This is a genomic window from Micromonospora sp. NBC_00362 (assembly GCF_026342155.1).
Classification (GTDB): domain Bacteria; phylum Actinomycetota; class Actinomycetes; order Mycobacteriales; family Micromonosporaceae; genus Micromonospora; species Micromonospora hortensis.
In genome coordinates this window covers 1,342,608-1,355,547 of the sequence record NZ_JAPENH010000001.1, presented here as the reverse complement: position 1 = coordinate 1,355,547, position 12,940 = coordinate 1,342,608, and the positions used below count along the sequence as shown (strand labels likewise).

Below are 12,940 nucleotides of genomic sequence, written 5' to 3'. Positions count from 1 at the left end.
GAGCTGCACCTCAGGCCGTCGGCGGCCCGGACCAGGCCGTCAGCTGCCTCCGAGCTGTGCCCGGTGGCCTGGTCCGCATGGGTTGAGCCGAGGTCGGGCTCCACCGTGGCCAGTCCACGAGCGCCCGCTGGGGTGTGGTCCCGACGGTGCGCGCGTCGAACGCCTCGGCTGAGATCAGGAGCACGTCGCCGACGGTGGTCCAGCTCATGAGCGACAAAGCTAGGAATGACACCGCGGGGCGTCAAGCGTCGTGGTTGTTGCCTGGGGTTCAGGGGGTCGTCGGGCTACCCGGGCACCGGCAAGATGGTCGTGTGAAGACCGAGCCCGTCAAGGCAGGCAGGGCGGAGTTGGTGGACGCCCTGGAGGGCTTGCCCGGGAGTTCCGACGGCTGTCGCGTTGCCCTGACGTTGGCATCTCCCGTCTTCCTTCGTGCCGGCGACGTCTGGTGGGTTGAGGATGAGGTGCTGTACGTCCAGCGTGGAGACGTCCCGACCGTGGCGTATCGGGGTGCCCTCGAATGGCGTCGGCAGTGGTAGCCGCGGGAGCCGGGACTCAGGGCCTGTCTTGAAGTCGATTGTCAGGGCTGGCCGCATCGATGAACATCCGACAGGTCGCTGAGCTCTGACGGATGGGCAGTGGGTGCGTTCCCGCTACGGTCTCGTCATGTCTCGATTCAGCATGATGGCTCGCGTGGACATCCCTCATGAGGTGGCCGACGCCGAGAGTTGGATCGCGCGATATCGCGGGTCGTTGACGTCGATCGCGGAGACGGGCTGCGGCTGCTGCGTACGTGCGTGGCAGATCGAAGGACCGCAAGAGCTGGCCGACACCATCCCGCTCGTGCTCAGCGCTTCGACGGAGTGGGACCGGGACTGATCATTCGCACAGCGCGGCCCGCTCAACCAGCGGACGACGGAGGACGCGACTGCCAGCAACGGCTGCGGACTTAGCGGAAAAGCTCAAGCCCCGCCAGCGCGTCGATCGCTATCACCACGTCGGCCATGCTGAACGCCGCAACCCCAAGCAGCCACAGCCGGAACGACGATAGCCGAACCCACCAGGGTTGGTTGTCTCCAAGACGCTCGCGTACAGCCGAGTGCGGTGGCAGCCCAAGCATCTGGTCCAAGCCCAGCTGTTGCTCGATCCGCTCCAACAGCCGGCTGTCGGACAACTCCAGGCGCCGGTACTTGATCATGAGTTGGGCGGACAGGCCGGTCAAGGCGGCAGCCAGGGTGGCCGCCACCGCTTGGGCCGGACGCGCCGTCTCCGGACCGAGCGCGAGCGTCAGAAGGAACGCCTGAGCCGCGGTGGCCAGGGCGGGTACCTGCCACGTCATTGTGTCGAAAGCGGTCCGGCGAGCTGCGACGACCGCGTAGGTTGCCGTGAGCACCTGTTCGGAGATCTGAGTCTCGTCCGGCCTCGCGTCTGGGCTTGGCACCATGACGTCATCGTGTCAACGCGTCGCAACGCGGACGAGTGGAGCGCAGCCCGAGGCCGCGAGCAGCCACCGAAGCCATCGAGTGCCCAATGAATGCCCATTCAGCAGGGGGCGACAAGGGCCAAGGACGATGCCGTTGCCAGGCCTCCGTGACAAGGGCAGGATTGAGTACGTGGGACCGGTCGGTAGCCCGTGGTGGCAGACAGCGAAGACACCCAAGCAGGGGTTCATCCTGGGGGGCTTCTGCCGTGCTGGCAGCACTGCTTGGCGTTGGCTACCTGGTGACGGCCGTGCTGCTGCGCCGACGCCAACGCTCACAGATGACACGCTGGATGGATGCGACAGGTCACAGTGCTCGGCAGTTCCGGTGCCTTTCCCGAGCCAGGTCGGGCCTGTAGCGGCTTCGCGGTGGACTGGGATGGCTTCCGCGTAGTGCTTGACCTGGGCTACGCCACACTGCCGCGGTTGCTCAGGCACTGGCCCGACGGTGCGGTGGACGCTGTCGTCATCACCCACGAGCACCCGGATCACTGCGTCGACCTGCACGGTCTGTTCAGGATGCGGTTCTACGGTCAATCGGGGGGACCACGGCTGCCGTTGTTCTGCCCGCCCGGCGTGCTCGACCGGCTCAGCGGCGTGGAGCCCGATGTCGACCTGCACGCGGTCTTCGACCTGCACCCACTACCCGGCAGCTACCGGGTCGGGCCGTTCGACCTCACCGGGCTGTCCCTGCCGCACTTCGTGCCCAACGCCGGCATCCGGCTGCAGGCCGACGGAATTGCCCTGGCCTATTCCGGGGACACGGGGCCGACTCCCGCGTTGGCCGAACTGGGCCGTGGCGCCGACCTGTTCATCGTCGAGGCGACGGACCACGACGGCGAGACCAGCCGTCCCACCCGTAACCTCATGACCCCCACCGAAGCCGGTCTGTGGGCTCGCCGCGCGGGTGCCCGCCGCCTGATGCTCACCCACTTCTGGCCAGGTAACGACCGGGCAGCCGCGGTGGCCGCCGCGCAGGTGGAGTTCGACGGTGCCGTACTGGCGGCTGAGGAAGGGCTCACCCTGATGCTTGGGGCACCAGACAGCTGATCTCCCTCACTCGACGAATGTGCCGTCCGGATTCATGATCTCGTCTCGCACCAGCGGTACGAAGGCCGACCAGGTCCCGTCATCCACGGCGACTGACATGCGGATGCGCCCATCGCCGTCGTCAAGGGCGTAGCTGACCACGCGGTACCGCCTGCCGTCATCGCCGGTGGCGTGGCGTGCATCCTTGTCATCGAGCATCGCGCGCCAGTCGCCGTAGTTGACGCGTCGCCACTCAGCCAGGCGCGCCTCGGCGAGCCCTGCCGCCGACTCGTTCTTCAGCCTCACCTGCTCAACCTTCCAGCCGCCGTGCGGCCGACGCTAGGGCGGTGGAGGAAGCGTCTGCAAGCTTTGACGGAAGGCCGGCTCCGGCCACGTGGGCGCGGTCAACAGGAGGACGAAATCCGGCAACGCGCATGGTGAGGGGTCCCCAGTCGGTGCCCGCGAGTCCGGCTCGCTCTCCCAGTCGATGAGGTTGACCGTCACCGCGTAACGGCCGGCGGGCGCGGCCACGTGTCGGGCCTTTTCGTCCGGGATTGCGGAGACGTCTTCCAGTCCGCTCAGGTAGAGCGACCCGGCTGAGGTGATGAGGTACGGCTCCGATGCGACGACGAGACGATCTTGCTCGCGCTCTGTCAGGTCCGCAGCCTGCTGGGAGTCGCCGACACGGACCACGAACTGGAACGCCGAGTCCCCCAGGTTGATCGGCACGAGCACGCCGGCCAGGACGTGCTGGAGGATGTCATCGTCGTTGAGCAACGAGCGTTCCCATGAGTCGTCGTCGACGATCGAGGCGAAGCCCTCGGGGTTCCAGAGCACCTGCATGCCAGCATCAGTCATGACGGGTCCCGTCACCTCGAACATCCGGCCTCCTACACGTCCCTGGCCCGTCGCCGGGCCGTCGAAGGCTAGCCAATGGCGACCAGCGACGACCAACGCCCGCGCCGCGGTCACCGTGCCCGCCGAAGTGCGGACGCTGATGGATGGCTAGCGGGCCCGTCACGCGAAAAGGCAGTCCGCTCTGGATGTCGAGAACGGCTGAGCGGCTCCGTCCTCGGGGAGGATGCGGTCACCGTGACCGCACCAGAGCAGGGCGATCCAGCATGGCGATCCAGCGGATGGACAACGTCCTCATCGTTGTCGAGGACCTCGACGCGGTCATCGCGTTCTTCGTCGAACTCGGCATGGAGTTGGAGGGGCGAGGACCGGTCGAGGGGCGGTGGGTGGAGCGTGTCATCGGGATCGACGACGTCCGGCAGGAGGTCGCGATGCTGCGGACCCCGGACGGCCACGGCAAGGTCGAGTTGGCGATGTTCCACCGGCCGACGGCGATCGGCGGGGAACCGAAGAACGCGCCGGCGAACACGCTGGGCATCCGGCGGATCATGTTCGCCGTCGACGACATCGAGGACGTGATCACCCGGGTGCGTGGCCACGGCGCCGAACTCGTGGGGGAGTTGGAGCGGTATGAGGACGTCTACCGGCTCTGCTACGTCCGTGGCCCCGAGGGGATCATCGTCGGCCTGGCCGAACAGCTCCGCTGACGGCCGCCGCAGCTCGAGCCCACCCGCAACGTCAGGGATGTAGGGGCCTCGCGGGCGGCGGAGGCCACCACATCCCTGACGTGATGCGGAACCTGAAGGAGCAGCAGCAGCGGGCAGGCGGCGGGCTCAGGAGATCAGGGTGCCGCCGTCCACGGTCACCACCGTGCCGGTGGCGTAGGTCGCCCGCAGGAGGTAGACGAACGCCTCGGCAACCTCCTCGGGCTCGCCCACCCGACCGAGCGGAAGCGACCCGCTGAGCTGCGCGTACATCTGCTCTCGGGTGTCGTTCGGTAGTGAGTCCCAGAGCGGTGAGCGGATCACGCCGGCCGAGACGGCGTTGACCCGGATCGGGGCGAGTTCGACGGCGAGCGCGCGGACCAGCGCGTCGATCGCCCCGGTGATGCTGGCCGCGACGGACCAGCCGGCGCTGGGCCGGTGGTTGGCGGTGCCGGTGGTGAGGGTGATCGACCCACCGGGGCGCAGGTACGGCAGCGCCGCGTTGACCGCCGACAGCGAGCCGAAGTAGCGCAGGTCGAAGGCGGCCCGGGCGGCGGCGAGGTCGAGGGCGTCGACGGACATCAGCGCAAGGGGTTCACCGGCGGTGAAGACGAGATGGTCGAACGACCCGAGATCGTGGAACAGCCGGGACACGGCGTCGGGGTCGGTGAGGTTGGCGACGTACCCCTGGGTGGTGGTCGGCAGGGTCGTGAGGGCGCGGTCCACGCTGCGCTGGTTGCTGGAGGCGACCACGACCTGGGCGCCCTCGCGGGCGGCGCGGGCGGCGGTGGCGAGGCCGATCCCCGAGGTTCCGCCGAGTACGACGACGCGCTGGTCGATGAGGGTCATGATCGTGTCCTTCCGGATCGGGTGGTGGGAACGGTTACCACCGTGCTCCGCCGGGACCGCCGGTGTCCAAGACCTCTTTCACCACCTGTGATGCCCGTTGAGCATCACTACAGTCATACCTTGCGGGTATCGTGGAACCGCCCGGAGCGGAACCGGACGGGGGCAGGGTGGACGTTGATCTGCGCAAGCTCCGCTACTTCGTGGCGGTCGCGGAGGAGCTGCACTTCGGCCGGGCCGCCGCGCGGCTGCACATCGCCCAGCCGGTCCTGTCGCGCCAGATCCGGGCCTTCGAGCACGAACTGCGCGCCGAGCTCTTCGTCCGGGACCGCCGCTCCACCGTGCTGACCGACGCCGGCCGTCAGCTGTTGACCGATGCCGGTCCGCTGCTCGCCTCGGCCGAGGCCCTGCGGCGGCGGGTGCAACGGGCCGCACACGGTAGGCCGACGTTCACCATCGCGTTCATGCCGGGGGTTCTCGTCACCGCCGAGGCCCGTGCCATCGGTCAGCGGCACCCGGACCTGGCCGTCAACGTTGTCCGTACGTCCTGGGACGACCAGGCCGAGATCGTCCGCGAGGGGCGCGCGGACGTCAGCTACGTGCGACTCCCGGTGGACCAGCGTGGCCTGCGCCTGCGCCCCCTGTTCACCGAACCCCGCGTCGTCGTCCTACCCACCGATCACCGCCTGGCCGGCAAGGAGTCGGTCGACCTCGCCGAGTTGGTCGAGGAACGGCTCTTGCAGGACCCGGACGCGGTGCCGGAGTGGCGGGACCTACCGAACCGCCCGACGGAGCCCGACCCCCGCCCCCGGCCCGAGCTGAACTCCGTGGAGGAGAAGCTGGAGCATGTCGCCGCGTACGCCGGGATGGCGATCCTGCCGTTGTCGACGGCGACGTTCTACACGAGACCCGACGTCAGCCACGTGCCCGTCGCCGACCTCGGCCACAACCAGGTGTGCCTGGCCTGGGCCGAGGACAACCGGTCACCTCTGGTGCACGAGTTCGTCGAGATCGCCGCCCGGCAGGCGCCACAACCCGACGATCGACGCCACGGGGAGTCAGGCGGCGCCGATGGGGAAGGTCTCGCGTAGGGCCGGGTCCAGCGGTCGACCGCTCGTCGGTTCGATGAACAGGTCGGCGAGCAGGAGGTCGGCGAGGTAGCTGGGGTTCACCCCCGACTCCTTGCGGCCGAGGGTCTGCGCCAAGCCGCCGAGTCGCAGCGCGGCCTTCGCTGCGCCGGACGGCATCCGCGCGACTCGGCGGGGTCGGCCCACCGCGTCGGCGATGCGCCCGATCATGTCGTGCCAGGTGAGGTTCTCGTCGGCGACCGGGATGTCCGCGCCGCTGGCCTGCTCCAGGGCATCGACCGCGACCTCGGCCACGCTGCGGGCGGAGGCCGCGGCGCTGCCGCCGGTCGGGGCGACCAGCGGGGTACGCGAGCGGGCCCACCGGTCCAGCGGACCGGCCCAGTTGGGCAGTCGGTCGCCGGCCCGACCGAAGACGAAGGGCAGTTCGAGTACGGCGACCGGCAGGCCCTCGCCAGCGGCGGCCCGCCCCTCCCGGGCCTGCTCCAGGCGGCACCGGATGTACGTGTGCCGTTCGGCGAGGCGCCACTGCGGGTGGAGTCGGTCGAAGTAGGTGTAGTAGGAGCCCATCACGACGCCCCGGGTGAGACCTTCGAGTCGGGCGGCGGTGAACAGGCGTACCACCGGGTCGACGTTGTCGCGGCGAAACGCGGGGTAGATCGGTTTGGGCAGCGGCCGTTGCTCCTCGGTGCGGGTCGCGTACACGACGCCATCGTGACCGGCGAGCAAGGACCGCAGTTGCTCGATCGAGGCGGCCCCGACATCGAGCAGATGGTCGATGCCCGGCTGGGCGGTTCGCGCCACAGTGGTCGCGGCATGGCCACGCTCCCGAAGCACGTCCGCGACGTGAGCGCCGATCAGGCCACTGCCACCCACCACAAGAATTCGCACGGTGCATCGTCCACTCTGGAACCCGCCCTTTGTCAAGCCGCTGCCGCTGTGGCGAGGGCGTCGAGGGGTTGCTGGTCCAGCATGAGCGCGTGCTGCGCCTCGGCGGCCGGCTGCTGTACGACCGCGTCGACGACCCGGACGAGCCTCTGCGCGTGTACGCCGACCTGGCCGGGCACCCCTTCTGCGTCTTCGTCGGCTGAGCGGGTTGCGGCTACCTCGCCGCGGCGCAGGTTGACAACGGGCGAGGATGGCGTCGGCAACCCCGACGTTGGCCTAGGTTCGAGGTACGGAACACCGCCGCTGTGAAACGGGGATGAGGATGCCGGAACCGCGCGCCTTCTGGCTGGACGAGCAGTTCGACCGCGAGCACGGCACCGACGGGAGCGGCCGGTACGAGGCCGAGGTGTTTCGTCGGATCGACGAGTTCGCCGACACCTGGGGTGACTTCGCGCCCGTGGCGTTCGCGGTGACCGCCTGGCGGCTGGCCACCGAGCTGTCGCCGGGCTTCGTCCGGTGGCATCGGCGGATCATCTCGGCGACCTGCGCGCGCAGCCCGTGGGACGGCAGCCTGGTCTGCGCGGTGACAGTGGCCTCCCGCTGGCCGGCCGAGCTGACCTGGACCAAGCAGTGGCAGCGCGACCGTGGTTGGCAGAACTGGCCCCAGATGTTCGGCCAGTTCACCACACCCACCGAGCAGGACCAGACGCGCCGCCCGCATCTACGCGCGTTGCTCCAGGTGGAGGCGCCGGTCCCGCTCGACGACCTGCCGCCGACGCCGGACGGTCCGGACGACGAGGTCGCCGCGGCGGCGCGCCGGGCCGTGGCAGTGCTGGCCCGGGAGCTCAACGACCTCCTCGCGCCGATGATCGGGCAGCTCGACGCCGGGGTGCCGGCGGACTCCTGAGAAGCCCGTCGGCCGGTATGGTCGTCGGCGTGGATCTGGACGACACCGCCGCCCGGCTCGGGGTGCCCGTCGAGGAGGTCGACCGCGTGCACCGGCTCGCCGGTGACGGGCCGTCAGCTCCGTTGCCAGCCAAGGCCGACGCGCCCGCGCTCCTCGACCAGCTCGCCGTGCCGCCGGACGACGCCGCCGAGATCATGGCGGGCTGGCCCGACCCCGACTCCCCGCTCTGGACTCCGGAGCTGCGCTGGCTGCTCGACCGCTCGACCGCCCTGGTCCGCGCCGACCTCGCGGGCCACGACTGGCTGTCGCCCGGCCCGGAGCTGCCCCGAGAGCGAGGCCCCGCCTGGCGCCATCTCTACGTGTACGCGTACCTGGCTTTGGTCGACGTGGTGCGCGGGTACCACAGCGACCACGGCATCCCCGACGCCGTGACCTGGGTGACCCTGGCCGACCTGGGCCGCAACCTCGCCATCGACCGGCGGATGCGCGGCGAGGGCTGGCCGATCATGCAGAGCTGGCTGACGCTGCACTCACGCGGCAGCGTCTACGAGCTGGGCCGGCTACAGCACCAGCGTGGCGACGGCGCCATCGGCCTGCACGTCCCCGATTCGGGGCCGTTGACCCCGGAGGCGGTCGAGGCGTCCCTCGACGAGGCCCGCGCGTTCTTCCCCAGGCATTTCCCCGACGAGCGCTACACCGCGTTCTCCTGCGCCTCGTGGCTGCTCGACCCGCAACTGCGGCAGTACCTTCCGGAGGACTCCAACATCGTGCGGTTCCAGCGCCGGTTCGAGCTGGCGCCCTACGACGAGTCGGCGGGGCCGGACGCCGACATCGAGGTGTTGCGGTTCGGGTTCCGGACCCTGACCACGCCGCTCGACGAGCTGCCGCGCCGCACGGTGCTCCAACGCGCGATCATCGACCACCTCCGGGCCGGCGGCCACTGGCACTGGCGCCACGGCCGCTTCCCGATCTAGGCACCCGCGTGCCACCAGGCGCCGTTGGCGGCGGTGTGGGCCGCCGGTTCGATGACTTCCCACACCTCCGCGATCAGTCCGTCGGCGACCCGCAGGATGTCGACGACCACGATCTCCGGCCCTCCGTCGGGGAGTCGGCGTCGCGAGTGCACCACGACGTTGTCACCGTCGGCCAGTAGGTGCAGGATGTCGACCCGCATGCCGGCGGTCGGGCCCAGCGCGGCGCGGACCGCGGCGAGCCACTGCGCTCTGGTCGAGGTCGTCGAATCCGACCGGTGATGGGTGAAGTCCTCGCTCAGGTACGACGCGAGCGTGTCGACGTCGCCGGTGTCGACCAGCCCCGCCAACGCCCGCCCGACGATGCTCTTGTTCTCGGTGGTCATGGCCGCAAGTGTTTCCCCGGCCTCGTGCGCTTGTCGATGACATCGCACTTCATGGCGTCCCGGGCGACGTTGAGTAGGCTCATGATCGTGTATGCGGTCGGGGAACTCCTGCGCCAGTGGCGCAAGCGTCGAGGGCTCAGCCAACTCGACCTGGCGATCGCCGCGGATGTCTCGGCTCGGCACGTCAGCCTGGTCGAGACCGGCAAGTCCACGCCGAGCGCCGACATGGTCCTCCGGCTCGCCGAGCAGCTCCACGTGCCACTGCGTGATCGCAACCAGCTGTTGCTCGCCGCCGGATTCGCGCCCCGGTACGCGCAGCGCCCGCTCGACGACGCCGCCCTGTCGGGTGCCCTCGACGCGGTCCGCAGGGTGCTCCGGGCGCACGAGCCGTATCCGGCGCTGGTCTTCGACCGCCGGTGGAACATCGTGCTGACCAACCGCGCGGTCGACCCGTTCTTCGCCTACGCGGCACCCGACCTGTTGCGGCCACCGGTCAACCTGGTTCGGCTGGGCCTGCACCCGCGCGGGCTCGCCCCTCTGGTCGTCAACCTGGCCGACGTACGGGCGGTGTTCCGCAGCCGGATCTCGCGCCAACTCGCCGCCGCGCCCGACCCGGAACTCACGGCGCTCTACGAAGAACTGCTGAGCCCGCTGCCCCAGGAGCCGCCGGACGAACGGGTCGACGCCGACGTGGTGATCCCGATGATCCTGCGGATCGGTGGACGCGAGCTGCGGCTGTTCTCGACCATCACCACGTTCGGCACCCCGATGGACATCACCGTCGAGGAGATCGCTGTCGAGTCCTACTACCCCGCGGACCAGCAGAGCGCCGCCTACTTCACACGGTAGGGCCCGGCCTGGTAACCGCCCAGGCCGGGCCCATCACATGCTGATCAGCCGGTGGTCAGGACGAACCTCTCCCAGGACCCGACCGACGTCCGGTTGGCGATCAGTGATCCGGCCCCGGCGTTCTCGGCGGCCACGATCTGGTTGTTGGCCAGAGCCCGCAGACCGACAGTCCCGTCGGAGTTGTTGATGATCTGGAACGTCTCCCATGGTCCGATCGTCGTGCGGTTTGCGATCAACGGATTGGCGCCGGCGTTGTCGGCGCAGACGTACAGCCCGTTGGCGCGCGACCGCAGGGCGATGTTGCCGTTGCCGGCGTCCACCCGATCGAACTGCTCGGACGTCGAGACGCTCGCCTTGTTGGCGATCAGCGGGTTGGTGCCGACGGCCGACACGTACTGGTTGTTGACCTGCGCCCGCAGCGTGATCCCTCCGCTGGGGGTGCTGGTACCGGTGGTGAAGGTGAACGCGTCGACGTCGAACAGGTTGCCCGAGCCACCCTTGAAGACCAGGTACAGAGTGGTCGACGCGCTCGGCGGGTTGCTGATGGCGGTGGAGACGTCGACGAACGTCTCCCAGCTACCGGTCACCGGCACCGTGGCGGTGCCCAGCAGGGACCCGGTGGCCGACCCTGCGCGAACCTCGATGGTGCCGCCGGCACCGGCCGACGAGACCCGCGCGGTGAACCGGTTCGCGTTGGACAGGTTGTACGGCTGGTAGGAGATCCAGTCGTTGTTCTCGATGAACCCGGCCGTGCGGCCACCCTCGGCATTGGTGTGGTCGGTGGCCTGGACACCGGACTGGGCGCTGAAGTGCTCACCCTGACGGTGTTTCGGTTGCAGCGTCTTGATGCTGTGCGTGGTGAGCCCACCGTTGTCGGTGTACGCGGCGTCGAAGACCCCGTAGATGTTGGCCGCCGAGTCGTGCTCACCGTCGGTCGGGACGGTGATCGTGCCGCTGCACCCGGTCTTCGAGGTGATCTGGTGGGCGTGGCTGTCGTGGCCCAGCGCGTACGTCAGGCTCACCTTGGAGCAGTCGATGGTGCCGTCCTGCGGGTCGCTCACCGAGATCTGGTACGGCACGGTGTCACCGAAGGTGAACAGCTGGCCGTCGGTGGGCGCGGTGAGGGACACCGTGGGTGCGGTGTTGCCCACTGTGACGATCAGGCTCGCCGTGCCGGACAGGCCGGTCGGGTCGGTGACCTTCAGGGTGGGGCTGTACGAGCCGTTCGTGGTGTACGTCTTGGTGGGGTTGGCCGCCGTCGACGTGGTGCCGTCGCCGAAGGTCCACAGGTAGCTGAGCGCGCCACCCTCGGGGTCGGAGCTGCCGGCCGACGAGAAGTTGACGGTCAACGGGTTGGCCCCCGACGTGGGGTTCGCCGAGGCGACAGCGATCGGGCTGCGGTTGCCACCACCGATGTACTCGATCCGGAAGAGCGCCTGGTTGTTCGAGCCGGTGCCGTAGTCCAGCACGTACAGGGCGCCGTCCGGGCCGAAGGTCATGTCCATGACCTGGGTGCCGGTCCACGGGAAGTTGGAGATCTCCCCGCGCGAGCCGTCGGAGTTGACAGCGATGGCCTTGATCCAGCGGCGGCCGTACTCACCGGCGAAGAACTGACCGTTCAGCGAGGCCGGGAACTTGATGCTGGAGTTGAGCGAGGCATCGTACCGGTAGACCGGCCCACCCATCGGCGACTCCGAGCCGCTGCCGAACTCCGACGGTGAACCGGAGTCGCCCGCGTACTTGATCCAGGCCGGCTTCGCCGCAGGCAGCGTGCCGAGCCCGGTGTTGCGGAACGAGTTGTTGGTCGGCCCACCCGAGCAGTTGTACTTGGACTGCGACGGCCCGGACGGGAAGGTGTATTCATTGTATGTTTCCGTGCTGGTGTTGCTGCCGGTGCAGTACGGCCAGCCGTAGTTACCGGGCGCCGCGATGCGGTTGAACTCGACCTGACCGGAGGGGCCACGGCTCGAGTTCGTGGACCCGGCGTCGGGGCCGTAGTCCCCGAGGTAGACGACACCGGTCGCCTTGTCGACGCTCATCCGGAACGGGTTGCGCAGACCCATCGCGTAGATCTCCGGGCGGGTGCCCGAGGTGCCGGGCGCGAACATGTTGCCCGACGGGATCGTGTACGTGCCGTCCGCCTGCGGTTTGATCCGCAGCACCTTGCCCCGCAGGTCGTTGGTGTTGCCCGCCGAGCGTTGGGCGTCGAACTGCGGGTTGCGGTTGGTCCGTTCGTCAAGTGGCGCGTAGCCGGACGACTCGAACGGGTTGGTGTCGTCGCCGGTGGTCAGGTACAGGTTACCGGCGGCGTCGAAGTCCAGGTCACCGCCGACGTGGCAGCACTGCCCACGGTCGTTGGCGACCTGAAGCACGATCTTCTCGGTGCCCAGGTTGAGCGTGTCGTCGCTGTTGAGAGTGAACCGCGACAACCGCAGATGCCCCTTCCACCGGTCCCAGTCAGACTGTGAGCCGGTGGTCGGGGCGTCTCCGGACGGGGTGCTCAGCGTGGGGGAGTAGTACAGGTAGACCCACCGGTTGCTGGCGAAGTTGGGGTCGACGGCGACGCCCTGCAACCCCTCCTCGTCGTGGGTGTAGACCGACAGGGTGCCGGAGACCTTGGTGTTGCCGGCCACGTCGGTCACCCGCAGGACACCGTTGCGAGCGGTGTGCAGCACCGAGCGGTTCGGCAGGACGGCCAGGGACATGGCCTCACCGAGTTCGCCCGAGCCGGTGGCGAGCTTGACCTGCTGATAGTCGGAGGCGGGGATCACCGCCGCCTGGGCGGTGGACGGTGCAGCCACAGCGAGGGCCGCGCTCGCGACGGTGAGGACCGCCGCGAAGAGCGCCCGGGGCCAGCGCCGGGGGTACGAGAGCATGATCGTCCTTTCTCGACGACCGGTGGACGGGCGCGCGGGGGCGCACCACGACCAGGTGGGGTGGTGG

At 69.3% G+C, this 12,940-nt stretch carries 15 protein-coding genes; 7 read left to right on the top strand and 8 right to left on the bottom strand.

Translation table 11 applies throughout. From position 1 onward, the window contains the following. Positions 1-10 precede the first annotated feature (10 nt). Complete coding sequence (locus OG992_RS06130; protein WP_266302638.1) at positions 11-208, bottom strand: hypothetical protein; 198 nt, start codon at positions 206-208, stop codon at positions 11-13. Between the two features lie 455 nt (positions 209-663). On the opposite strand from OG992_RS06130, the gene OG992_RS06125 reads away from it, so the two are divergent. Beyond that, positions 664-876 (top strand): hypothetical protein, encoded by a 213-nt coding sequence (locus tag OG992_RS06125; protein WP_266302637.1) that lies wholly within the window; start codon positions 664-666, stop codon positions 874-876. Between the two features lie 70 nt (positions 877-946). Here OG992_RS06125 and OG992_RS06120 read toward each other — a convergent pair whose 3' ends face one another. Then, complete coding sequence (locus tag OG992_RS06120) at positions 947-1,441, bottom strand: hypothetical protein (protein ID WP_238685843.1); 495 nt, start codon at positions 1,439-1,441, stop codon at positions 947-949. Positions 1,442-1,774: 333 nt separating this feature from the next. Here OG992_RS06120 and OG992_RS06115 point away from each other — a divergent pair, with 333 nt between their 5' ends. Further along, entirely contained in the window at positions 1,775-2,527 is a 753-nt protein-coding gene (locus OG992_RS06115; protein ID WP_266302636.1) for an MBL fold metallo-hydrolase, read from the top strand. A 6-nt stretch (positions 2,528-2,533) separates the two neighbouring features. Here OG992_RS06115 and OG992_RS06110 read toward each other — a convergent pair whose 3' ends face one another. Together OG992_RS06110 and OG992_RS06105 are read right to left on the bottom strand one after the other, a co-directional pair. Continuing rightward, a complete protein-coding gene (locus OG992_RS06110; RefSeq protein WP_238685841.1) occupies positions 2,534-2,812 on the bottom strand; it encodes a hypothetical protein in 279 nt (92 codons plus the stop codon). Positions 2,813-2,845: 33 nt separating this feature from the next. Next, on the bottom strand, positions 2,846-3,364 hold the full coding sequence (locus OG992_RS06105) for a hypothetical protein (protein ID WP_266302635.1): 519 nt from the start codon (positions 3,362-3,364) through the stop codon (positions 2,846-2,848). A gap of 263 nt (positions 3,365-3,627) precedes the next feature. Here OG992_RS06105 and OG992_RS06100 point away from each other — a divergent pair, with 263 nt between their 5' ends. Continuing rightward, a complete protein-coding gene (locus tag OG992_RS06100; protein WP_266302634.1) occupies positions 3,628-4,068 on the top strand; it encodes a VOC family protein in 441 nt (146 codons plus the stop codon). Positions 4,069-4,194: 126 nt separating this feature from the next. Here OG992_RS06100 and OG992_RS06095 read toward each other — a convergent pair whose 3' ends face one another. Then, the gene (locus OG992_RS06095) at positions 4,195-4,914 is read right to left on the bottom strand and encodes an SDR family oxidoreductase (RefSeq protein WP_266302633.1); all 720 of its coding nucleotides are present in this window, start codon (positions 4,912-4,914) and stop codon (positions 4,195-4,197) included. A 167-nt stretch (positions 4,915-5,081) separates the two neighbouring features. Between OG992_RS06095 and OG992_RS06090 the strand changes: the two genes are divergently transcribed. Further along, positions 5,082-6,002 (top strand): LysR family transcriptional regulator, encoded by a 921-nt coding sequence (locus OG992_RS06090; protein WP_266302632.1) that lies wholly within the window; start codon positions 5,082-5,084, stop codon positions 6,000-6,002. Here OG992_RS06090 and OG992_RS06085 read toward each other — a convergent pair. Further along, entirely contained in the window at positions 5,970-6,887 is a 918-nt protein-coding gene (locus tag OG992_RS06085; protein WP_266302631.1) for an NAD(P)-dependent oxidoreductase, read from the bottom strand. The two genes, OG992_RS06090 and OG992_RS06085, sit on opposite strands and share 33 nt — an antisense overlap. Before the next feature lie 319 nt (positions 6,888-7,206). On the opposite strand from OG992_RS06085, the gene OG992_RS06080 reads away from it, so the two are divergent. Then, a complete protein-coding gene (locus tag OG992_RS06080; RefSeq protein ID WP_266302630.1) occupies positions 7,207-7,791 on the top strand; it encodes a hypothetical protein in 585 nt (194 codons plus the stop codon). A 29-nt stretch (positions 7,792-7,820) separates the two neighbouring features. Continuing rightward, positions 7,821-8,765, top strand: coding sequence for an acyltransferase domain-containing protein (locus tag OG992_RS06075; protein ID WP_266302629.1), 945 nt, complete (start codon positions 7,821-7,823; stop codon positions 8,763-8,765). On the opposite strand, the gene OG992_RS06070 is transcribed toward OG992_RS06075, so the two are convergent. Beyond that, complete coding sequence (locus OG992_RS06070; protein ID WP_266302628.1) at positions 8,762-9,148, bottom strand: nuclear transport factor 2 family protein; 387 nt, start codon at positions 9,146-9,148, stop codon at positions 8,762-8,764. The two genes, OG992_RS06075 and OG992_RS06070, sit on opposite strands and share 4 nt — an antisense overlap. Before the next feature lie 81 nt (positions 9,149-9,229). Here OG992_RS06070 and OG992_RS06065 point away from each other — a divergent pair, with 81 nt between their 5' ends. Further along, a complete protein-coding gene (locus tag OG992_RS06065) occupies positions 9,230-9,997 on the top strand; it encodes a helix-turn-helix domain-containing protein (protein WP_238685834.1) in 768 nt (255 codons plus the stop codon). A 44-nt stretch (positions 9,998-10,041) separates the two neighbouring features. Here OG992_RS06065 and OG992_RS06060 read toward each other — a convergent pair whose 3' ends face one another. After that, entirely contained in the window at positions 10,042-12,873 is a 2,832-nt protein-coding gene (locus tag OG992_RS06060; protein ID WP_266302627.1) for a PQQ-dependent sugar dehydrogenase, read from the bottom strand. Positions 12,874-12,940: the final 67 nt, after the last annotated feature.